Source organism: Algoriphagus sp., from assembly GCF_030694375.1.
GTDB lineage: Bacteria > Bacteroidota > Bacteroidia > Cytophagales > Cyclobacteriaceae > Algoriphagus.
In genome coordinates, this window is sequence record NZ_JAUXYL010000023.1 from 261,042 (window position 1) to 283,450 (window position 22,409).

Annotated in this window: 14 protein-coding genes; 9 read left to right on the plus strand and 5 right to left on the minus strand. The window is 42.9% G+C overall.

Going from position 1 to position 22,409, the window contains the following annotated elements:
- Positions 1 to 139: 139 nt before the first annotated feature.
- Together Q8M62_RS08940 and Q8M62_RS08945 are read right to left on the minus strand one after the other, a co-directional pair.
- Positions 140 to 1,492: a PAS domain-containing sensor histidine kinase gene (locus Q8M62_RS08940; protein ID WP_304900532.1), complete on the minus strand. Its 1,353-nt coding sequence runs from the start codon at positions 1,490 to 1,492 to the stop codon at positions 140 to 142.
- Positions 1,482 to 2,870 (minus strand): sigma-54 dependent transcriptional regulator, encoded by a 1,389-nt coding sequence (locus Q8M62_RS08945; protein ID WP_304900531.1) that lies wholly within the window; start codon positions 2,868 to 2,870, stop codon positions 1,482 to 1,484. Before Q8M62_RS08945 ends, Q8M62_RS08940 begins: the two co-directional genes overlap by 11 nt.
- A gap of 487 nt (positions 2,871 to 3,357) precedes the next feature.
- On the opposite strand from Q8M62_RS08945, the gene Q8M62_RS08950 reads away from it, so the two are divergent.
- Together Q8M62_RS08950 and Q8M62_RS08955 are read left to right on the plus strand one after the other, a co-directional pair.
- Positions 3,358 to 4,608: an efflux RND transporter periplasmic adaptor subunit gene (locus Q8M62_RS08950; RefSeq protein ID WP_304900530.1), complete on the plus strand. Its 1,251-nt coding sequence runs from the start codon at positions 3,358 to 3,360 to the stop codon at positions 4,606 to 4,608.
- A gap of 182 nt (positions 4,609 to 4,790) precedes the next feature.
- A complete protein-coding gene (locus tag Q8M62_RS08955; RefSeq protein WP_092728285.1) occupies positions 4,791 to 5,489 on the plus strand; it encodes an ABC transporter ATP-binding protein in 699 nt (232 codons plus the stop codon).
- Between the two features lie 26 nt (positions 5,490 to 5,515).
- On the opposite strand, the gene Q8M62_RS08960 is transcribed toward Q8M62_RS08955, so the two are convergent.
- Together Q8M62_RS08960 and Q8M62_RS08965 are read right to left on the minus strand one after the other, a co-directional pair.
- Complete coding sequence (locus tag Q8M62_RS08960; protein ID WP_304900529.1) at positions 5,516 to 5,926, minus strand: four helix bundle protein; 411 nt, start codon at positions 5,924 to 5,926, stop codon at positions 5,516 to 5,518.
- 73 nt (positions 5,927 to 5,999) lie between these two features.
- The gene (locus Q8M62_RS08965; RefSeq protein WP_304900528.1) at positions 6,000 to 6,146 is read right to left on the minus strand and encodes a hypothetical protein; all 147 of its coding nucleotides are present in this window, start codon (positions 6,144 to 6,146) and stop codon (positions 6,000 to 6,002) included.
- 18 nt (positions 6,147 to 6,164) lie between these two features.
- Between Q8M62_RS08965 and Q8M62_RS08970 the strand changes: the two genes are divergently transcribed.
- The 6 genes from Q8M62_RS08970 (at position 6,165) to Q8M62_RS08995 (ending at position 19,868) form a co-directional block, all read left to right on the plus strand.
- Entirely contained in the window at positions 6,165 to 8,465 is a 2,301-nt protein-coding gene (locus tag Q8M62_RS08970; protein ID WP_304900527.1) for an ABC transporter permease, read from the plus strand.
- A 151-nt stretch (positions 8,466 to 8,616) separates the two neighbouring features.
- Positions 8,617 to 10,998 (plus strand): ABC transporter permease, encoded by a 2,382-nt coding sequence (locus tag Q8M62_RS08975; RefSeq protein WP_304900526.1) that lies wholly within the window; start codon positions 8,617 to 8,619, stop codon positions 10,996 to 10,998.
- 202 nt (positions 10,999 to 11,200) lie between these two features.
- Complete coding sequence (locus tag Q8M62_RS08980; protein ID WP_304900525.1) at positions 11,201 to 13,621, plus strand: ABC transporter permease; 2,421 nt, start codon at positions 11,201 to 11,203, stop codon at positions 13,619 to 13,621.
- 274 nt (positions 13,622 to 13,895) lie between these two features.
- A complete protein-coding gene (locus Q8M62_RS08985; protein WP_304900524.1) occupies positions 13,896 to 14,588 on the plus strand; it encodes a head GIN domain-containing protein in 693 nt (230 codons plus the stop codon).
- Positions 14,589 to 14,897: 309 nt separating this feature from the next.
- A complete protein-coding gene (locus Q8M62_RS08990; protein WP_304900523.1) occupies positions 14,898 to 17,315 on the plus strand; it encodes an ABC transporter permease in 2,418 nt (805 codons plus the stop codon).
- 126 nt (positions 17,316 to 17,441) lie between these two features.
- Positions 17,442 to 19,868, plus strand: coding sequence for an ABC transporter permease (locus tag Q8M62_RS08995; protein ID WP_304900522.1), 2,427 nt, complete (start codon positions 17,442 to 17,444; stop codon positions 19,866 to 19,868).
- A 166-nt stretch (positions 19,869 to 20,034) separates the two neighbouring features.
- Here Q8M62_RS08995 and Q8M62_RS09000 read toward each other — a convergent pair whose 3' ends face one another.
- On the minus strand, positions 20,035 to 21,021 hold the full coding sequence (locus Q8M62_RS09000) for a bestrophin family protein (protein ID WP_304900521.1): 987 nt from the start codon (positions 21,019 to 21,021) through the stop codon (positions 20,035 to 20,037).
- Positions 21,022 to 21,110: 89 nt separating this feature from the next.
- Here Q8M62_RS09000 and Q8M62_RS09005 point away from each other — a divergent pair, with 89 nt between their 5' ends.
- Positions 21,111 to 22,205 (plus strand): inorganic phosphate transporter, encoded by a 1,095-nt coding sequence (locus Q8M62_RS09005; protein WP_304900520.1) that lies wholly within the window; start codon positions 21,111 to 21,113, stop codon positions 22,203 to 22,205.
- The last annotated feature ends 204 nt before the right edge of the window (positions 22,206 to 22,409 follow it).

Below are 22,409 nucleotides of genomic sequence, written 5' to 3' on the forward strand. Positions count from 1 at the left end.
GATCCCGTAGGTACGCGATCACACAGCTTGTCCCGAACTGGTTTCGTGAGGGAAATGATTATTTAATATATTCCACCTGCCTGCCGGTAGCTGTGGCTATTAAAAACAAATTAAAAAAACAAAATGAGAGACTTATTAGTCACTTAAAACTCAAGGTGAAAACCGTCCGCTCTCCCGTCACGGAAGTTACCTGAAGGCTCCCTTTATGAAGGTTCATAATCTGTCGCGAAATCGCCAACCCAATTCCTGAACCGGTCTTTTTGGTGGTGTAGAAAGGAACAAAAATTCGCTCCAAGGCTTCAGGGATTATCCCCGGCCCGTGATCCTCCACCTGAATAATTGTTCCCATGTCTCCTTGCCCTAGAGCCCTTAGACAGATGGTTCGATCTGCTTGGTTTTGGATGGATTCGCCCGCATTTTTCACCAGATTGATCAAAATCATGGTAATCTGATCCGGGTCACAAAGGACCTCCAAATCCCCCGGAATTATTTCAGTTTGGATGTCAATCTGATTTGACTTCAATTCTTCCTTCATCAATCCGATCACATTTTCAAATAGAGCCTTCACTGCAATTAGTTCTTTTTTGGGCTCCGGAATATTGGTGTAATCACGATAAGCATTTACAAAATTCACCAAACCCTTACTTCGGTTGGCGATGGTGTCCAACCCTTCCTGTATATCCTGAAAACCGTCTCTTTTGATCAAAAATCCCTCCTGCTGCACATAGCTATCCTCATCCAGAATCGTCCGGAGCGACTCCACCAAACTCGAAATCGGAGTGATTGAATTCATGATTTCGTGTCGAAGGACTTTGGTCAGGTTTTGCCAAGCCTCAAGTTCGTTAGACTGGAGCTCGGCGTTAATGTTTTGCAGGGAAAGGAGCGACCAACTTTGTCCTCCCATCTTCAGGGAGGCCGATTGGATGATGAGGTGGAGACTGTTGTTTACTTTAAATGAAATGCGCTGTCCCGGCTTCATTTCCATCACCTCCTTCAATAATTTTGGTGATAATTTTCCCAGATCTTTGATGTCTCTGAATTGTGGGATTTGCAGTAAATGCTTTGCTGCATTATTAATGATCCCGATTTTTCCCTCGGCATTGAAAGATATAATACCGGAATTGATATGCTGAATGATGACTTGAAGGAATAGCATCTGTTCTTCCTTTTCTGCCCGTGTCTGTTTGAACACTTCCATGACTTCATTGAAAGCCAGGTTGACTTCCCGGAAAGAACCGCCCATTTTGCTGTCAGAGGTGAAAGAAGAGGAAAAGTCAGTGAATCGGATCGAGTCCAGAAAGCGGGCAAGTTTGTGGTTGATCGAGTTGACATAATAAATCATCTCACCGGCTAAAAAAGCGACAACCAAAGCCAAAATGCCCGGTGCTAGCCATAATTCCTGCACATAGAAAAGCCAAATTCCCGAAAAAAGACAAATGGTAATCAGGATTATTCGGACAATAATCCCTGTTGAAAACCGCTTATAGACCATATTTTTCCAATCTTCTGTAAAGGGAGGATCGAGTCAAACCCAATTCGTCTGCCGCACGGGTGATATGCCCATTGTGCTTTTGTAGCGCTTTGCGGATCAGGATCCGCTCTACATCTTCAATATTGAGGTGTTCCAAGCTTACCGATTCATCTTTCTGATCAGGCTGAGCCATTTTCTGCAAGAATAAGTCTTCAGGCTGCAGGACATTGTGATTGCTCATGATGACTGCGCGTTCGATGGAGTGCTGAAGCTCCCGGATATTTCCCGGCCAGTGATATTTCATCATCCGCTTGATGAGCGGTTCGGAGGCTTTTCGGATGTCTTTGTTGTATTTTTTTGAGTAAAAGGAAATAAAGTGATCGGCTAATACCGGAATATCCTCTACCCGCTCACGCAGTGGCGGCAGCTGAATTTCGATCGTATTGATTCGATAGAGTAAATCCTGTCTAAATCCATTATCATAAACCATGTCGTGGATTGGCATATTGGTCGCTGAAATCAGACGAATATTGACATCGACCGGGCGATTGGTTCCGACTCGGGTTACTTGTCGGTTTTGTAAGACTGCCAGGAGCTTGGCCTGAAGAGGCAAAGGTAAATTCCCGATTTCATCCAAAAAAAGCGTCCCCTTATGCGCCTGTTCAAACCTTCCTGCCCGATCTTCTTTGGCGTCTGTGAAAGATCCTTTTTTATGCCCAAATAGCTCCGATTCAAAAAGAGTAGCAGTGATAGATCCCAAATCAACCCCCACAAATGCCTCCCGATTTCTTCGGGAATGTCGGTGGATTGCACGCGCGATGAGTTCCTTTCCTGTGCCATTTTCTCCCAAAATCAATACATTGGCGTCTGTTGCTGCCACTCGCTCGATCGTCTCGAAAACCTTCTGCATGGCTACACTTTGACCGATGATGTCTTTGAATTTATTGTCAATGTCCTGTTGTAGGGTGTCTTTTTGGTCTTTTAGCAGGTTGACTTCCAATTTTTTTTGTCGGAGGTTCAGGGCTGAACTCAAGGTGGCAAGCAAACGCTCGTTTTCCCAAGGCTTTAATACAAAATCTGTCGCACCCTCTTTAATGGCCTTCACTGCCAAATTCACATCACCATAAGCGGTAATCAATACCACCACTGCAGAAGGATCCAATTCGAGAATTCGATCCAGCCAATAGAAACCTTCCTGACCCGAACTGACATCTTTTGTGAAATTCATGTCAAGCAGAATCACATCATAGTTTTCATTGTGTGTCAGAATAGGAAGTAAGTCAGGGTTGGTCTCGGTGTCAACTTGAGCGAAATGTCGCTTCAGAAAGATCTTCGCTGCTTTCAGCAGGTCTTCGTTGTCATCCACGATGAGAATTTTACCAAATCTTTGATCATTCATGGGAGAGGACGGTTAAATTTATTGGTGTGTAATTAAAATGGCAGAAGCCCGTATTCCGAAGAAGAAAAGCCATAAGTCAGCTTTATTTAAAGTTGATTCAATATAAATCTACTCTCGCTTTAGCACTAGTTAGAAGGTGTACTTTTCCTGAACAAGGCTAACTGATAGTCCGGCGCTGCGACTGATTACTGCAGACTGCCCACTGCCTTCTTGTTCCAAAAGTTTGCCGATTTTTCAGAATGATTAAAAAGGATTAAAAAGTGCCATTTTCGGACGATTATGGCCGATTTTGGAATCAACTTTTATCTGAATAAGGTACTAAAAAAAATTCGGGATTGACCCACTTTTGTTCGGTGGCGGACGAAATTGTTCGAGACTTGAAATTTGCATTTTCTGCAAATCCTGATTTGGAGTGCCTGCGGGCTGTTTTTTGCATGGCACATCATTTGGCATAAAGAGGACAAGCCAATGAGGGCATTTTCACACAATGGACAGAAAAATAGAAAAGAAAACATGGACTCTCAAAAGAATCGCTGCCGTGATCGGCGGTGCAGTCTTGGTGGGAGGAATTATCTACCAAATTGGATATGCTGACCATCGATCCACGATGAATGTTGACAAGGATCGATTGAGTATAGCCACCGTTTCAAAAGGAGAATTTACTGACTACATCCTGGTTTCGGGTCAGATAGAACCTGCCCGGACGGTATTCCTTGATGCAATCGAAGGCGGTATGGTCAATCAGGTCATAAGGGAATCAGGAGCTTTGCTTAAGAAAGGGGATACGATTTTGGTCTTGAATAACTCCAACCTTCAACTCGATGTCATGCAACGGGAGACCATGCTTTACGAGCAAATCAACAACTTGAGACAAACGCGGCTTTTGCTGGATCAAAACGACTTGAATCAGCAGGGGCAACTTGCCGAAATCGATTATCAGATCAGCTTGCTCAAGCCTCAATATGAGCGGTTTAAACAGCTTCATGAAAAAAAACTGGTTTCCGATCGTGAATTCGAAGAGGTTAAAGAGCAGTATGAATACAATGTAAAACGCAAAAAACTCACCTATACGTCCTACCGAAACGATTCCATTGCCAGATCATTTCAGTTGAGTCAGTTGCGCCAATCGGAGGGGAGAATGAATGCATCGCTCAATGGAGTGGGCAATATCCTGAACAATCTGGTGATCACTGCTCCCATCGCAGGGCAATTGGCTACGCCTCAGCAACTCGAAATCGGTCAGGCTATCAATCCCGGCCAACGCTATGGTCAGATTGATATTTTGGATGAATTCAAAGTGAGAGTACCTATTGATGAACTCTACCTCCCGAGAATCGGTCAGGGACTACGTGGTAAATTCACCTTAAGTGGACAAGATTACGAACTCGAAATCACCAAAATCTACCCAACGATCACCAATGGCCGGTTTGAAGTAGACATGGCTTTTACCGGAGAAAATCCTGCCGGAATCCGACGTGGTCAAAGTGTACGAATCCGCCTTGAATTAGGTCAAAGTGAACAAAGCATGCTATTGCCAACAGGTGGGTTTTTCAAGGATACAGGAGGAAATTGGGTTTTTGTTCTCAATGCAGCTGGAAATGCAGAAAGGCGAAATATTCGATTAGGCAGAAAAAATCCAGAGTTCTATGAAGTCCTCGAAGGTTTGGTTGAAGGCGAAAAAGTCATCGTCAGCGGGTATGAGAATTTTGGGAACAATGAGGTGCTGGAGCTTAGGTGATGTCGGACGTATGATTTCGGATTTCGGATTTTCATAACCCCGAGCTCTGAAAGTAAATCCGATATAATTGTATTGGTATAAAGAAGTTGAAAATCAATTAAATAGAAAAATAAATCAACAAAGTGGATCAAGACTTTGGGTTATAGAAATCCGAAATCTGAGATCCGAAATCCGAAATCCAAATGGTAAACGTCATCAAAACTGTAAACCTTCGCAAGCTATATGCTACCGAAGAAGTGGAAACCACTGCGCTGGATGGTATCCAAATTGAAATTAAAAAAGGCGAATTCGTCGCCATCATGGGCCCCTCAGGTTGTGGTAAATCCACGCTCCTAAATATCATCGGCCTGCTGGATAATCCGGATGGGGGAGAGTATTACTTTCTGGATCAGGAAGTGGCAAAATTCTCCGAACGTCAACGTTCTGCCTTGAGAAAAGGAAACATCGGTTTCGTCTTTCAGTCATTCAATCTGATTGATGAACTGACTGTGTTCGAAAATGTCGAATTGCCTTTGCTTTACCTCAAAATCCCTTCTGACGAGCGAAAGACTAAGGTGGAACAAGTGCTGACTCGTATGAACATCATGCATCGAAGAAATCACTTCCCACAGCAACTTTCAGGCGGGCAGCAGCAGCGTGTGGCGATTGCCCGTGCGATTGTAGCCAAGCCATCTGTGATCCTTGCCGATGAACCTACAGGTAACCTGGATTCCACTAACGGCGAAGAAGTAATGCGCCTGCTCGAAGAGCTCAACAACGAGGGAACCACCATCGTGATGGTAACGCACTCTCCGCACGATGCCAACTACGCCCACCGAATCATCAACCTATTTGATGGCAAAGTGGTCACGGAGAATATCCGGGAGCAGTTTCATGTTTAAAGTTGGGGAGTATGGGAGTATGGAGGTTAGGAAGTTGGTGTGTCCCTAGAGTTTGTGTCTCTTTTTTCGGTAGCCTTTTTAGTTTTTAAAGTTGCCCGAAAAGCTCCCATGCTGTTCATTAAAGTATAAGACTGAGTGTAAAAAGAGGAAAATTCAGACTCGGGTAGATACTTTCTTCTTTTTGCCTTGTGAAGACAAGTGACCACCTCGGCCAACGATCTTAAGGAATATCCTATGAATTTTCGAAATTCTTTGGTCGATTGGCCGGTGGAACCTTCCGCAATGTTTAAGGCAATAGAATCAGCAGCCCGCCTGATTTGAGAAATTAAATTGTACTTCTCATCTATCGGAAACCTGCAAGAAACATCAAAAATTAGCTCTCCAAAATCCATTGCTGTATGCCAAATCCTTAGTTCCTCAAATTTGAAAGTTTCCATGCTTAAGTTGATTTAGGGTTAAATACCTATAATACAATTATTTAAATAATTCAAAAAGCAACCACTAAAACCTTTAAGCCTCCCAACTCCCCAACTCCCATACTTCCCAACTCCCATACTCCCCAACTCCCAACTCCCCAACTCCCAACTCCCCAACTCCCATACTTCCCAACTTCCCATGCTCTCCCACTACTTCCTGCTCGCAGTCCGAAATTTTCAAAAGTTCAAGTCCATTTTCTTGATCAACTTGTTGGGTCTTTCTTTGGGATTGACTACGGTTATTTTGATTGCGATGTGGGTGAAGGATGAGCTGAGTATCAATCGATACCATGCAAATTCGGATCGGATTTATGCGGTCATGACCAATCATGATAACGCTGGTGGAATAGTGACTTGGGGAGTCACCCCTGCGGAAATGGCTGAAGCAATGAAAGCTGAACTTCCTCAGGTGGAATTGGCTGCTGGAGTGTCACCTTTTATCAAGGGAATGATCCTCGACTCCGGTACGGATAAACTGGATGCGGAAGGTCTTTTTGTAGATCAGGATTATCTGGACATGTTCAGCCATGAGTTTATCATTGGAAATCGATCCAAAGCGCTGTTGGGAATCAACGCGATTTCCTTATCTGAATCTATGGCAAAAAATCTTTTTGGGTCTCCTGAAAATGCCATGGGAAAATCGCTGAAATGGCAGGTTTTTGACTTCAGTAATGAGGTGGAAGTCACCGGAGTTTACCGGGATTTTGGATCACTAGATGTAGAAAAACCCGAGTTTTTAATGGCATTTCCTTTTTTCAAAGCTATGCTTGGAGATGGTGCTCATTGGGATAATTTCAACAGTTCTACTGTTGTCCTTTTGCGAGAAGGGACCGATGAAACAGCCTTTAATACTCAGATTGCAAGTTTCATTAAGGATAGAGCCAAAGGATCTAACGTGACTCCATTTGTTCAGCTTTATGCGGATACATACTTGTATGGGACTTATGAAGGAGGTAAAGTAGCGGGAGGTCGCATTAACTATGTTTGGATATTTTCAGGTATTGCCCTATTTATTCTGCTGATCGCCTGCATCAATTTTATGAATCTGACCACCGCCCGATCTATGGCAAGAGCCAAAGAAATCGGAGTAAAAAAATCCATGGGCGCATCCCGCATGGGGATTTTTGGCCAGTTTATGGTCAAGTCACTGCTGCTTACCTTATTTGCCTTGGTGATTGCTTTGATCACTGTTTCAGTGTTGCAACCTGTCTTCAACAAAGTCACTTTGAAGGAGCTGAGTTTGAGTTTGGGGATGGAAGATGTCCTCATTTTGGTGGGATTTTGGGCGATAACCAGCTTGATAGCCGGGATTTATCCATCGCTCTATTTATCCAAATTCAAGCCCGTTCAGATCATGAAAAACAATTTGAAAGGGAGTGTTGGAGAACTTTTGGCCAGGAAAGGTTTGGTGGTATTCCAATTCATGATATCCATGCTTTTGATCATAGGCGTGGTCGTGATTGGGAAACAGATGAATTACATCCAAAATCAGAATTTAGGATACAATCAATCGCATTTGCTAAAGATTCCGGCTGAATCCATTCCGGCAGCACAGATGAATACTGTCCTTGATCAAGTCAAGGAAGTAGCAGGAGTCGAAAATGCCTCAAGCCTTACTCATCCGCTGATTGGTCTGGCAAACTCTACGATCGGTTTGACTTGGGAAGGGAAAAATCCCGATGAGCAAGTCAAGTTTGAAAATATCTCTGTCAATATGGGTTTGATCGAAACGATGGATTTTGAGCTGGTGGAGGGTAGGTCTTTTTCCCCTGAATTCGGTGAAGAAAACACCAAAATCATTCTCAATGAAGCAGCTGTTCGCACCATAGGATTTGAAAATCCAATTGGTCAAATCGTCAATCTCTGGGGCAATGACATGGAGGTGATCGGAGTGGTGAAAAACTTCCATTTCGAATCGCTAAAAGAATCGGTAAAACCTGCCTTCATCAAGTATGATCCTGGCTTTGCCCAAAATATTATGGTCAGAATCAATACAGCTGATCAACAAAGAACTATCGCCGGAATCACCCAAGTTTTTCAGACTGTCCTTGGGCAAAAAACCGAGATTGCTTTCATGGATGAATCTTATCAGACACTCTACCTTCAGGAGCAGCGAGTTTCGGTTTTATCTGAATATTTTGGAGTGATTGCCATTTTTCTTTCTTGTTTGGGGCTTTTTGGCTTGGCAGCCTTCACTGCCGAAAGCCGCAAAAAGGAAATTGGTGTTCGCAAAGTACTCGGTGCCTCCATGACCGGAATCCTGAATTTGATCACCTTGGACTTCATCAAATTGGTGTTGATTTCGGTAGTAATTGCACTTCCATTGGGCTGGTATTTTGCCAATTCCTGGCTGGAGACTTATGCCTTTCAGACTAAGCTCAGCTGGTGGATTTTTGCCGGATCGGGTTTGGTTTTATTGGTAATTGCCATTATGACGGTAGGTTATCAGGCATACAAAGCGGCATCTTCCAATCCGGTCAATTCCCTGCGAAGCGAGTAAAAAAGTATCAAGTATCAAGATTCAAGTATCAAGATTTCTTCTCATCCAAACCTCAAAATTCCCTAATACCCAAACATCCTAGCCTCCTAACTTCCCAACATCCAGACCTCCAGTCCTCCAGACCTCCAAACATCCAAACCTCCCAACTCCCATGCTGACCAACTATCTAAAAATCGCATTTCGAGGCTTTGCCAAAAACAAACTGACCTTTTTCATTAATCTCTTTGGACTATCGCTAGGTCTTTGGGCAGCGATTCTGATCGGGTTGTGGATCAAAAGTGAATTCCAGGTAGGAAAGGGACTTCCTGAAATGGATCAGGTTTACCAAGTAATGGAACATCAATCCTATGGTGCTGAAATATTTACCACGAGTTCCACACCGGGGATTTTGGCTGAAGCGATGAAGGAAAGTCTCTCTGAAGTTGAACGTGCGGCAACTTACTCATGGACTGAGCCAAATCTATTTGTGAGTGGTGATAACAAGATAAAGCTCCAAGGCTTTTATGCAGGAGAGGATTACCTGCATATCATGCAGTTTCCATTTCAATATGGTGCAAGGGAAAAGGCACTGACTGACAAATCTCATATCGTGCTGACGGAATCAGCGGCAATCAAGCTTTTTGGGAAAGCCGATGCTATTGGTGAATCAGTTGAACTCGTGTCGAATGAAGGTAGAGAATTATACATCGTTCAGGGGGTACTGGCTGATTTGGGGGGAAACGTAAACAGTAAATTTGAGTACATCATTCCTTTTAAGGTCATGTTTGATAAGCCTTATAATGAATGGTTGAAATATTGGGGAAATAATGGACCAAGTACCATTGTAAAGCTTCAGAAAGGAACTGATTCAGAAGCATTTTCTGCCTCTATCAAAGATTTTATTCTTAAGAAAAAACAGGCTGATAATCAGGGAAGTAACGTTGCCTTGTTTGTTTTTCCAAAAAGTGAACTATACCTCCATGGATCTTGGAAAGATGGAAACCTTCAGGAGGGTCGAATCAAAACTGTCAAACTGTTTGCGATGATAGGATTTTTTATTCTGATCATTGCCTGTATCAATTTTATGAACTTATCCACCTCCAAGTCTCAAAAACGAGCTAAGGAAGTAGGAGTGAGAAAAGTCTCCGGTGCGGACAAAGCATCCCTGATTTATCAGTTTCTGAGTGAATCAGTGTTGATTACCCTTTGCTCAGGCTTTTTGGCTTTGATTTTTGTCCAGAGTACGCTTCCGATTTTTAATAATCTGACAGGAAAACAGCTTGAAATTCCTTATGCCGATGGATTTTTCTGGTTGCAATTTGTAGGGGTATTAGCTTTCACAGGATTGATTGCGGGGAGTTATCCGGCTTTCTACTTATCGGGGACTAAAGTGGTTTCGGTGTTTAAAAACCATCTGAAAGGAAGTAAAAATGTGGTTATGGCGAGAAAGGGGCTGGTTCTTTTCCAGTTTATACTTGCCACTGGCATGATCGTTTCCACGGTGGTGATTTTCAAACAGATAAATTATGCACTTAGCCAAAACCTGGGCTATGAGAAAGACCAATTACTATCCGTGAACCTCGAAGGAGATCTGTTTGAAAAATATGAGATTTTCAAAGCCCGTCTGGAATCCAATCCCGAGATCGAATCTGTAAGCCGAGTGAGCCACAGTATGTTGGGTAGAAATAGTAATACAGGCGATGTAAATTGGGAGGGTAAAGACCCCGATTTCACGGCGCTGTTTGAACGGTTTCCGGTGGATTATGATTTTCTGGAGACTATGGGAATGAAGCTCATAGAAGGAGAGGATTTTTCCCGCGAAAAAGGTTCGGATTCTACCCAATCCGTCATCATCAACCGAAGAGCTTTGGAGCTGATCACCCAAAATAACTCAGAACTTAGAACGCTTTCCATAGGCGGTGAAAGCCGTCAAATCATTGGAGTGGTGGAGGATTTTCATTTTCAGAGCTTTCATGAATCCATGCAACCAGCCTTTATGCTTTTAGACCCGAGTTTTAGCTTCAATTCCTATGTCCGGGTGAAGCCGGGCCAAATGCAGTCCACTTTGGGTTTCATCCAATCCGTGGCAGAGGAATTGAATCCTTTGTTCCCGTTCTCTTACCAGTTTATGGATGAGAATTATGCAAGACTCTATCAGGATGATGTCCGCTTGAGAGATTTGGCGAAGTATTTCAGTATCCTGACGATTTTGATTTCCTGCTTGGGTTTGATGGGCCTGTCTGCACATGTCGCAGAGCAAAAGACAAAAGAAATCGGGATCAGAAAAGTACTCGGTGCTTCCACATTTTCGATCCTGAAAGTGATCAATAAGGAGTTTATAGCCATTGTGGCTATTTCGATAATGATTGGATCCGGGCTTGCTTTTTGGCTGATGCAAGATTGGCTTCAGGGGTATGCTTACCGAATCGAGTTTGAGTGGTGGTTCATTCCATTGGCCGCTGCTGTTATTCTTGGAATCGCGCTACTCACCGTGATAACCCAATCTCTGAAAGCCGCCAGAAGCAATCCGGTGAATGCGATTAAGGCTGAATAATTTGATTTAGGATAGATTGTCCACTAGCGCTCAAAATTTGGACACTTTTATTTTATCCAATTTGAAAAAAAGTCTCTCAGATTGTTCTGAGGGGCTTTTTTGGTTTTGGAACACTTAGTGATTTGAAAATGCAACCTAAGTGGATGAAAGTGCATCTCAATAGTCAGATACTAAACCAACACTTTTCCACCAGCCTACTGCCATGCTGAAATCCTATTTGAAAATCACCTTCAGAAATCTGCTTAAAAACAAAGTGTACTCTGGCATCAATATCCTGGGATTAAGTCTGGGAATGGCTGCCAGCATCTTGATCATCATTTACATCGTCGATGAGCTGAGTTATGACAAATTTCACCCCGGGGGCGAATTGATCTATCGGGTTGGGATGCAGGGTAAGATGAACGGAAATGAATTTAATATGGCCCTATCTCCCGCCCCCTTGAGTCAAGCGTTAAAAGATGAGGTTCCGGAGGTAGCAGATGCGATCCGATTAGGGGCATTCCGAACCATGCCGATTCGATTAGAGGAGAAAACGTTCACAGAACCGATGATGCTGGTGGCAGAATCCAATTTCTTTGAATTCTTCGGTTTTGAGTTGCTGCAAGGAGACCCCAAAACTGCACTTTCTGGTACCGATCGGATTGTTTTGACCGAGTCGACTTCCAAGAAATACTTTGGAGATGCTGACCCAATTGGGCAGATCATCCTCAGAGGATCTGACAAGCGAGCAACCGAAGTCACAGGGGTAGTGGCTGACCCACCTCACAATTCACACTTGGATTTCGAAATGCTCCTTTCGGCCGAAAGTTGGGCATATATGAAAGACCTCCAATGGTCTTCCAATAATTTATACACGTATTTCCGGATTCATCCGGGCTCAAATCCCCAGCAAGTAAAAATTGCATTGGACAGCTTTATTCAAAAGTATTTCGGTCCTGAGATAGAGCAGTTCCTTGGGATTTCCCTGAAAGCTTTCCTTGAGGCTGGGAATCAGTTTGGGTATTTGATACAACCCTTGCAGGATATCCATTTACACTCCGACTTGGATGAGGAAATTAAACCGGGGGGAAGCATTCAGTATCTCTATATTTTCGGAGCAATTGCTTTGTTTATCATTGTGATAGCCTGCATCAATTTTATGAATCTTTCCACCGCCCGCTCATCAAATCGGGCTAAGGAGGTAGGTGTTAGGAAATCCGTCGGGGCAGGGAAAGGCAGATTGATCGGTCAGTTTTTATCTGAGTCGATGGTCTACAGTTTTATGTCCGGTTTTATTGCCTTGCTGTTGATTGTAATAGCGCTTCGGCCTTTCAATTCCCTTTCGGGAAAAGAGTTGGGATTGGAGCTTTTTGCGCATCCTTTGGTTTTGCCGGCTTTTCTTGGTTTTATGATTTTGATAGGATTGATGGCGGGATCTTATCCGGCATTTTACCTCACTGCATTTTCCCCTGTGGCAGTCTTGAAAGGTAAAATCCGTAGTGGAGTGAAGCGTTCCAACTTCAGAAACGGACTGGTGGTTTTTCAGTTTTTTATTTCAATTTCTTTAATTATCAGTAGCATGGTAGTGTACAAGCAACTGAACTACATGCAGGAAAAGAACTTGGGTTTTGACAAAGAAAACGTCATAAAACTACTTCACACCATGGCATTGGGAAAGAATTCAGAGTCATTTAAGCAGGAGCTGCTTGCTAACTCCGGATTTGTTTCTGCAAGTTATGCAAATGCCCTTCCTCCGAATATTGACTGGAATTCGGTTTTCAAGACTTCAGATACCAAGCAGGATTTTCTCTGCAATCTGAATTTTGTAGACCATGACCACCTCGAAACAATGAAATATACAATGGTCATGGGTAGATTTTTTTCCAAGGATTACCCAAGCGATACCGGCGCTATTCTTCTCAATGAAAGTGCTTTTAGACAGATGGGCTGGACTACTTTAGATGGGAATCAACGTTTGGGAGGGTTTTGGAATGTTAATTCTGAGCCCGTGGAGCGGGAAGTAATCGGAGTGATTCAGGATTTTAACTTCGAAAGTCTGAAAAATGCAGTTAGACCATTGATCATGACATTGGGTCCAGAACCCAACCGTGAATTGGCGGTTCGGATTAGTCCGGGTGATTTGGAGTCCAAGTTGGCTTTCCTTGAGCGAACGTGGAAAAAACATTCCGACGGAGCAGCTTTCGAGTATTCCTTTGTCGATGCCAATTTCGATGCACTGTTTAATCAGGAGAAAAAGATGGGGAATATCATCCTTATTTTCACTGTACTAGCCATCAGTATCGCCTGCTTGGGATTATTTGGCTTGGCAGCATATACTGCCGAGCAGCGCTCAAAGGAAATCAGCATTCGCAAAGCTTTGGGTGCTTCCATGGCCAATCTGGTAACCATTCTCAGCAAGGATTTTACGATTTTGGTAGGCATAGCATTTCTAATTGCTGGCCCATTGTCTTACTACCTGATGACTAATTTCTGGCTTCAAAATTTTGCCTTTCGGGTGGATATTGATGTTTTTTTGATCCTAATCGCAGGGGTAATTTCAATTGTGATTGCATGGCTTACGATCAGTGTTCAAAGTTTCAAAACAGCCATGAATAATCCGGTAGATTACTTGAAAAATGAATAATTACCATACCTGGTTTCTAAAATGGGCTTTGACTTCGCTAGCCTGACAGGCAGGTCACACTGTGCGTAGAGGAAGTACTTTCTCACTGTATGGTTTCCTACTGAAAACTGTGACTGCTTACTGAAAACTGATTTCGTTCGCTGACGGTCAAAAATGCCTTATCTCGGACAATTCAAATTCGAAATTACCCACGCCGGAGCGCGTATCGAGGTTTTTTACCTTGGCACAATCTCTGGCATTTTAAATCAATAGAAAACTAACACAAAACTATCCCATGAAAACTTCAAAATTCTCCACCTTAGTTTTTGCCTTGTTCCTGATAGGATCAGTGGCATTCGCTCAAAGATCTGAAATCAGAACTCCAGGTACATTTACAAAAATCGAAAACCATGGAAGTTGGGACGTCGAAATCACCAAAGGCTCCAAGGATGAAATCCGATTGGAGTCTTCCAGTTTTGACCTCAGTAAAGTGATCACAGATCTCGATAGAGGAAAACTTGAAATCAAACTGGAAAAAGGAAACTACAGAAACGTTGAACTCAAAGTATTTATCACTGTTCGCCAATTGGAATCAGTAGGAAACGGAGGCTCAGGTAATATGGAGATCAAGTCTGATTTTGGCGCAGAAACATTTGGAATCGGACTTTCTGGATCCGGAAGTATCTCAGCTAAAAAAATCAACGCCCAAAAACTCAGCGTCGGAATGAGTGGATCAGGAAAAGTGAAAATCGAGGGTGGTCAGGCGGAAGAAGCCAATATTGGGCAATCCGGTTCCGGTAATTTTGAAGGGATCAATTTCACCGCTGAATCTGTAAAAATCGGAAAGTCGGGTTCGGGTACCACAGCAATCAGCGTAGTGGAATCACTAACAGTAGGTGCTTCCGGCTCAGGAAATGTCTACTACCGTGGGAATCCAGAGAAGCAAAGCATCGGAGTATCCGGATCTACCAAGGTGATAAGACAATGATCAATGCTCAATGACCAATGAACAATCCTCAATTATCAATAACCATTGCTCAATTATCAAGATAAAAGGTCAGTACTCAATACCCTGAAAATTGAAAATTGAATTTGATAATTGAACATTGTTTAAGTAGCTGGTATCAAGTATCAAGATTTAGAGGCGATAGCCAAGAAGCAAGAGGTTTTGGTAAGAAGTAAAGAGTAAAAAGTAAGTCAGGAATTTGGATTTTAATTAGGGAGGAGATGAACCTTTCAATTTTCCAATCCGCCACGGCCAAGTAGTTCCAATCTTTCAATTTTCCAATCCGAAATAATGTTCAAAAATTACCTGAAAATTGCCTATAGGAATCTTGTCAAAAACAAAGTCTATTCAGCAATCAATATTTTCGGATTGACCTTAGGCTTTGTTTGCTGCATTTTGATCATGCTATATGTCAAGAATGAACTGTCCTATGATAAGTTTATTCCCAATCATGAGCAAATCTATCGCGTTGCTTTGGAGCGAATCTACCCGGATCACTCCAGCTTTTATGCGATTATTCCTGATAGCTATTCTGAAGTCATAGCAGAGGAAATCAAGGGCGTAGAGGAATCTGTCCGCTTGTTCAATTTTGGAAATGCCCTAATCATCGAACTAGGAGAGGAAAAAATTGAAGAAAAGAATGTAATCGCCGCTGATTCTAATTTTTACAATGTTTTTGAGTTTGAAATTTTGCTGGGTAATGCCCAATCCGCACTGAGCCAACCCAACACGGTTGTCCTTACTACGACTACCGCTCAAAGATTATTTCCAGGTGTAAATGCTGTTGGTCAATCATTTCGATTTTTTGATCAGGATTATGCCGTTTCTGCGGTGATGCAGGATATCCCTGAAAATTCTCATTTAAAGTTTGATTACATTTTTTCATCGGTCTCATTTCCCAATCTGGCCCAGGAAAATTTCACCGGATTTTCGGCATTTACTTATTTGAAATTAAGTCCGGGTACTGATCCTCTAGAAGTAGAAAATCAAATTCCAAGCCTGGTAGAAAAGTATGCGGCAGGACAGATCGAACGAGAATTGGGAATTTCATTTTCCGACTATTCAAAAGCTGGAAATGGATACCGTTACTTCCTTCAACCTTTAGCTTCAATTCACCTGAATTCAAATTTGCAATCTGAATTAAGAGCAAATGGAAATGCCCTATACGTCTATATTTTTATTTCCATTGCTATTTTCATCTTAGTCCTAGCCTGCATCAACTTTATCAATTTGGCCACGGCAAGATCTGCAGACCGAGCTAAAGAAGTGGGAGTAAGGAAAGCAATGGGTTCTCAACGAAATCAAATCGTTGTTCAGTTTTTATTAGAGGCCATGGTGTTGACTTTCGTCAGTTTAGGCATCGGGATTGTTTTAATAAGTTTTTCGCTTCCATTTTTCAATCAGCTTGCAGAAAAGACCCTTCGAATAGATCTTTCTGCCGTGTTAATTGCTCTTCCCATTTTGGTTGGATTTGGCATTTTAATAGGACTTTTGGCAGGCTATTATCCTGCTTTTCATATTTCTAAATTGAATACCATCAGTATTCTAAAGGGTAAACTTCAAGCCAACGGAAATCAAAACTGGCTAAGAAACGGACTGGTTGTTTTTCAGTTTGCTATCGCTATCATCCTGATTTCAGGCACCTTGATTGTCAATAAACAAATCGATTTTATCCAATCCTCCAGCTTGGGATTTGAGAAAGAAAATGTGGTCATCATTGAACGATTTGCGAATCAAGAAAATCAAGAGGTGATTCGGAATGAAATTGAACGATTTTCCAATGTGATTTCTGTAGGCACCTCGAGTTCAATCCCTGGAGGGCGAACTTTCGGTTCCCAGTTCACCACGCCGGGAGATCAGAAAGTATTAACCACCAAGAGTATGTCCGCCGATGAGGACTTTTTCAGTACACTTGGAATTGCCGCTGAGGAAGGCAGATTGTTCCAAAAAGAATTCAATGACTCTCTTTCTTTGATATTGAATAGGGAGGCGGTGAAAGTATTTTTTGGGGATGAGAATCCGATTGGGAAAAAGCTTTTTAATACCGCATTTAGGCAGGAGGTTCCAAACGAATTGACAGTGATTGGTGTAGTGGACAATTTTAATTTTGAATCCTTACATACTACAGTCACGCCCTTGGCGATTTTTAACATTCGAAATGGAAATGGTTTTCCAGCTTTCTTAACCATTCGTTATGCGGGTGCTGACCAAGAGGCAGTGTTGAATAAACTAGAGGCCACCTGGTCCGAATTTTCAGACGGTAGCCCTTTGGCTTATTCATTTCTGGATGAAAACTTGGCAGAATTATACAGTGCCGAGCGGGTTTCAGGACAGATTTTGGGAGTATTTTCATTTTTAGCGATCGTGATAGCCTGTATCGGATTATTTGGTCTGGCGGCCTATACGGCATTTTTGCGAACCAAAGAGATTGGAGTTCGCAAAGTCTTGGGAGCTTCGGTAGGAAGTATCGTGCTTTTGCTCTCTGTGAATTTTGCCAAACTCGTCGGAATAGCTTTTCTCTTTGCGATTCCTGTTTCCTGGCTAATGATGGATAACTGGCTTGATTCCTTTGCTTTCAAAATTGAACTCGGGATTTGGGTTTTCGCCTTTGCAGGCATCATTACGCTTTTGATAGCGTTGCTGACGGTGAGCTATCAAGCGTTCAGTGCCGCTGTTGTCAATCCCGTGAAAAGTCTGAAAAGTGAATAAAGTATTAAGACATAAGATTCAAGACATAAGTATTTAGAATCGAGAACCAAGAGTAAAAAAAAGAAAATGAAAGGGTGATCCTAATTTTTCAATCTTCAAATCTTCCAATATTTCAATCAAATAACCATGTTCAAAAACTACTTCAAAATCGTCTTCCGGAATTCCAAAAAGCATCCGATGTATGTACTGATCAATTTGATTGGGCTGGCCATCGGTATGGCTGTCAGCATCGTGATTTTGTTGTATGTTCAGTTTGAATTGAGCTATGACAAACACCACCCCGATGCCGACCGAATATATCGTGTGAGCAGGGCTTGGTTCAATCAGGATGGAACTGAAAGTTTACATTTGGGGCATTTGGCACCACCTTTCGGCCCATTGATTCAGTCAGACTTTCAGGAGGACGTGGAGGCTTCAGCCCGACTTTTCAACTTTAATGCATTGATTAAATCCAGAGGAAATTCAATGGAGGAGGAGCGGTTTTTCTTTGCCGATCCGGAATCGTTCGACCTGTTTTCATGGGAAATAATTGAAGGTGAAGCCCAAAAAGCCCTGAGGGAAGGGGATGGAATTATACTGACTGAAAGTACGGCTAGACGGTATTTTGGTGATGAATCAGCAATCGGTAAAGAATTAATGGCAGAATTGGCAGGTCAGGAATTCACCTTTCAAGTGCGAGGCGTGATAAGGGATATGCCGGAAAACTCCCATTTTCATGTGGATTTTCTCGCTTCTATGATTCCTGTGGTTCAGTTTTACGGAGGACAGGAAGCCTTCATGTCCAACTATGGCTCCAATAATTTTTCCACCTTCATCAAATTGGCTGAAGGGGTTGACGGGAAGGCATTCGAAGCCAAACTTCCTGCGATGATCGACCGACACATGGGCGAAAATCAGGCAGGAATACCGATGTCAAAAGGTACAAAACTTACACTTTGGCCAATCACAGACGTTCATCTCTATTCCAATTTGGCTTCTGAAATCGAACCTAACGGGAACATCGCGTATGTATTTGTCTATCTGGCAGTGGCGCTTTTTATTCTCCTGATCGCCTGTATCAATTTCATGAATCTTTCTACTGCAAGGTCTTCCTTGAGATCCATGGAAGTGGGGCTTCGCAAAGTAATGGGAGCGGATAAAATGGTTTTGATCCGTCAGTTTATGGGAGAATCTTTCGTTATGACACTTTTTGCGATGATTTTTGCGATCCTGTTGGTTTACTTGTTTTTGCCGACCTTTTCTGATTTTACCGAAAAGCGGCTAAGTCTGAATTTCATTGAAAACCCGCAATATCTCCTGGGGATTTTTGGATTGATCGTTTTTGTGGGTTTGATTTCCGGAAGTTATCCTGCCTTGTTTCTGTCGGGCTTTATGCCTGCAAAAGTGCTAAAGGGTGCATTCAAAGCCGGAAAAGGTCATGAAAATTTCCGATCTGTATTGGTCATTGGACAATTTGCCATTTCTGTGATCCTCATTGTAGCAGTTTTGGTGGTGGTACGGCAGCTGAACTATATGCAAAGCAAAGATTTGGGTTTTCAGAAGGAAGATATTTTGGTCCTACCAAATAGTTCACAAATCAATTCGAATTATCTCATTATAAAAGATCGACTGGAAAACCATCCCGGAATTAAGGAAGTGAGCATTTCCAGCCGGGTTCCTTCCGGAAGATTGCTGGATTCACAGGGTACTACTGCGGAAGTAAACGGTGAACTGACACAACTCAATGTCCGCATTGCAGATATTCATGTAGCCCACAATTTCCTGGATACTTATGGGATTCCATTGAAAGCGGGTCGGGATTTCGACTTCCAGCGAGCCAGTGATTCTACCGAAGCTTTTATCTTAAATGAGGCTGCAATACGAGCCATAGGTTGGGCAAATTCTGAGGAAGCTGTTGGAAAGCAATTTCTCTACGGTGACCGAAGAGGCTTTGTAACAGGTGTGATGCAGGATTTTCATTTCGAAAGTCTCCATCAGCCTATCGTGCCCATAGTTTTCATGATTTCTCAAAATCGAAACAATCAGGTCAGCATCAAGATCGATGCGGCCCAGCGGGAAGAAGTTTTGGCCTACTTGGAGGGAGAATGGGCTCAGTTGCGTCCTGATTATCCTTTTGAACCGCTATTTGTGGATGAAGGATTCAACAGGCAATATGAGGCCGAAGCCAAAGTGAAGACAATATTCACCTTCTTTTCTGTTTTGGCGATATTGATTTCGATTCTCGGATTATTAGGTTTGGTGACTTTTGCGACTGAGCAACGGACCCGCGAAATCGGCATCCGGAAAGTGATGGGAGCGGAGACAGGCAATATCTTGGTGTTGCTTGGCAAAGATTTCCTTAAGCTTGTGGCGATTGGCTTTTTGATTGCCATCCCGGTATCATGGTTCGGAATGAACAATTGGCTGGAAGATTTCGCCTACAAGACAGGCATCGGCTGGACCACTTTTCTGTGGGCTGGTCTGATCGCCGGAATCATCGCTGCCGCCACTGTTACTTTCCAAACCCTCAAAGCGGCTTGGTCAAATCCTATAAAGAGTATTAAGAATGAGTAGGAGGTTGGGGAGTTAGGAGGTCGGGAAGCAGGGAAGTTTGGAGATTCTGGGAATATGGTAGAAATACGATAGAAATAGGCTCCCTGCGGTCGCGAAATAAGATTTAAGATATCTAGCCCCATACCTCCTGGCCTCCTAACCTCCATACTTCCCAGCCTCCAACTTTCTACATCAAAAACCCATTCTCCACCGGATAAGGCTCGGGAATGTCCTTTTCCTCCAGCAATTCCAGCAAATCAATTTCGATAACCCGTGAGATAGAAGAAATGGGCACATCATTGTATCCTCCCTCAAATGGGTTTTCGGAATAATCCCCGATTCGGTCTACCAAAAAGAAAACCCAAATAATAACTGTTGAGAAAGGCACAGTGAGCCAATAATGCAATTTGCTGGATTGCTCAAAGATATCGAGCAAACCAAATGGAATCATTGCGCAAAATATAAAATTGATAAACAAGCCGGTAGAGGCATACTGTCGGGGAAAGGGGAAATTTTTGATTCGCTCGGACATGCCCTGATTGTCGATAAGTTTTGAGATCAATTGCTGAAGCCATACATGCTTATATTCTGTGATTCCTCCGCTTTCCTCCAGTTTTTTCAACTCATGACTTTGTGTTTTCAGTAGCTGAAGTGGAATATTGTTAAATGTTTTTAACCGCTTGATCTCCTCTTTATTCAGGTATTTTTCGAGTTCGGGATCCAGCCCTTTTAGCCCTTCTTGCTGGTAATAGGGGGTAAAAACCAAATTCTCAACTTTGGCATTGTGCTCCCAGGATTTTTCTTTCCTCATGGCATGCTTAAGCGCCATTAACCAGGAAAGGTGTCGATAGACGAATTGTTTTTTCCAGGAAAAAGGAACTTCGGAATTGGGTAAATTCAATATCCCAATTGCAATAGACCTGCTGTCATTGACGATGGCGCCCCAGATTTTCCGGGCTTCCCAAGCTCGGTCGTAGGAGCTGTTGTTCTTGAAACCCAAGTAAAAAGCCACTGCAATACCGATAACTGAGATAGGCTGCCAAGGAAGTGAAAACGGGATTCCGGTGACTTCATAGAGTATGATTACGGCCGCCGAATAAAACAGCGCATTGATTAATGGTTTTTTTGACCAGCGTATGGTGCTCCAAATATGATAATGCCTGTTGACGTACATGAGTGGTGGTTTTGGTTTAGAATATCAAAAAGTTATCCCGATTATCCAATTCAAAAATCTTAAACACACAAATTTTTCGTACTTGTTTCATGATTTGGACGGTATTGGTGCTGGCTGTTGCATTTTTCGCATACAGTAATGGAGCAAATGACAATTTCAAAGGATTTGCCACAATCTATGGAAGTGGAAAGTTGTCTTACAAAAAGGCAATCACCTGGGCTACGATCACCACCTTTCTCGGGTCTTTGGCAGCGATTATCTTGGCTGTGAACTTGGTTAAGAGTTTTTCCGGTCGTGGGCTTGTTCCCGATAGCATTGTCGCTGATCCGATTTTTGCCGTTTCGGTTGCCATGGGTGCAGCTATGACGATTATCCTCGCTACCAAAATCGGAATGCCCGTTTCGAGTACCCATGCAATGGTCGGGGCATTGGTTGGAACCGGCTTGGCCATTTCTGGTGGGGAAGTGGCTTTTTCCAAATTGGCTACTGTCTTCGTTCTTCCTTTGATTTTGACGCCTGTTTGCTCGGCGTTTTTGTCTTACATTCTCCTGCGGTTTCAGCTGAAATCCCTTAGGGATGAGCGAAACTGTGTTTGTATTCCTGAGGAAAAAGTGTTGGTGCAAACCACCGAAAATAGACAAGTGTTGGAACTGCCTTCCTTGATTTTCGAAAAGTCAGAAAATTGTGATCAAATCCCGGTAAAATCTGTTTTTTCCTTTGACCGGGAAAAGGCTGAAGACTATCTCCATTTTTTCAGTGCAGGTTTGGTCAGCTTTGCCCGTGGGCTAAACGATACCCCAAAAATCGTGGCCTTGCTAATTCTGATTCCTTTTCTCAATGTCCAAGCCGGGATGGTTTTGGTAGCCCTGGTCATGGCCATTGGCGGTCTGATTAATTCCCGGAAAATAGCCGAAACCATGAGTCATAAGATGACCTCGATGACGGGTAGACAGGGACTTTCCGCCAATTTGATTACCAGCAGTTTGGTGATGGGAGCCTCAGTTTTTGGCTTGCCAGCTTCTACGACGCACGTCTCAGTAGGCGCTTTGGCAGGAATGGGTTGGGCCAATGGTACGGCTAATTTTCAAGTTTTGAGGCAAATCCTGATGGCTTGGATGATGACTTTGCCCTTGGGCGCGGTGCTTGGGATAGGGGCGTATTATTTGGTGCAGACGATCTTTTGAGAAGCAAGAAGCTAGATAATAAGTCAAAAAGCGCGAAGGACGAAAGAAAGATTTACGCCCCCGTGGGTTCCTGTCTGCCGTTAGGTAGATCCCCACTTACAGCTCCTTCACTTCAATGAAGGCTTTTCAAAACAAATCGCAAGAGATTTTAATGTATAGCAGAGATGAAGAAGTTGATCTTTTCTTTTCCGAAAAAAACATAAT

Coding starts and splice junctions, on each gene's coding strand:
- Q8M62_RS08990 (WP_304900523.1), top strand. CDS start 14,898: ATGTTCAAAAATTACCTGAAAATTGCCTATAGGAATCTTGTCAAAAAC.
- Q8M62_RS08940 (WP_304900532.1), bottom strand. CDS start 1,492: ATGGTCTATAAGCGGTTTTCAACAGGGATTATTGTCCGAATAATCCTG.
- Q8M62_RS08995 (WP_304900522.1), top strand. CDS start 17,442: ATGTTCAAAAACTACTTCAAAATCGTCTTCCGGAATTCCAAAAAGCAT.
- Q8M62_RS08985 (WP_304900524.1), top strand. CDS start 13,896: ATGAAAACTTCAAAATTCTCCACCTTAGTTTTTGCCTTGTTCCTGATA.
- Q8M62_RS09005 (WP_304900520.1), top strand. CDS start 21,111: ATGATTTGGACGGTATTGGTGCTGGCTGTTGCATTTTTCGCATACAGT.
- Q8M62_RS08945 (WP_304900531.1), bottom strand. CDS start 2,870: ATGAATGATCAAAGATTTGGTAAAATTCTCATCGTGGATGACAACGAA.
- Q8M62_RS08950 (WP_304900530.1), top strand. CDS start 3,358: ATGGACAGAAAAATAGAAAAGAAAACATGGACTCTCAAAAGAATCGCT.
- Q8M62_RS08980 (WP_304900525.1), top strand. CDS start 11,201: ATGCTGAAATCCTATTTGAAAATCACCTTCAGAAATCTGCTTAAAAAC.
- Q8M62_RS08955 (WP_092728285.1), top strand. CDS start 4,791: ATGGTAAACGTCATCAAAACTGTAAACCTTCGCAAGCTATATGCTACC.
- Q8M62_RS08960 (WP_304900529.1), bottom strand. CDS start 5,926: ATGGAAACTTTCAAATTTGAGGAACTAAGGATTTGGCATACAGCAATG.
- Q8M62_RS09000 (WP_304900521.1), bottom strand. CDS start 21,021: ATGTACGTCAACAGGCATTATCATATTTGGAGCACCATACGCTGGTCA.
- Q8M62_RS08975 (WP_304900526.1), top strand. CDS start 8,617: ATGCTGACCAACTATCTAAAAATCGCATTTCGAGGCTTTGCCAAAAAC.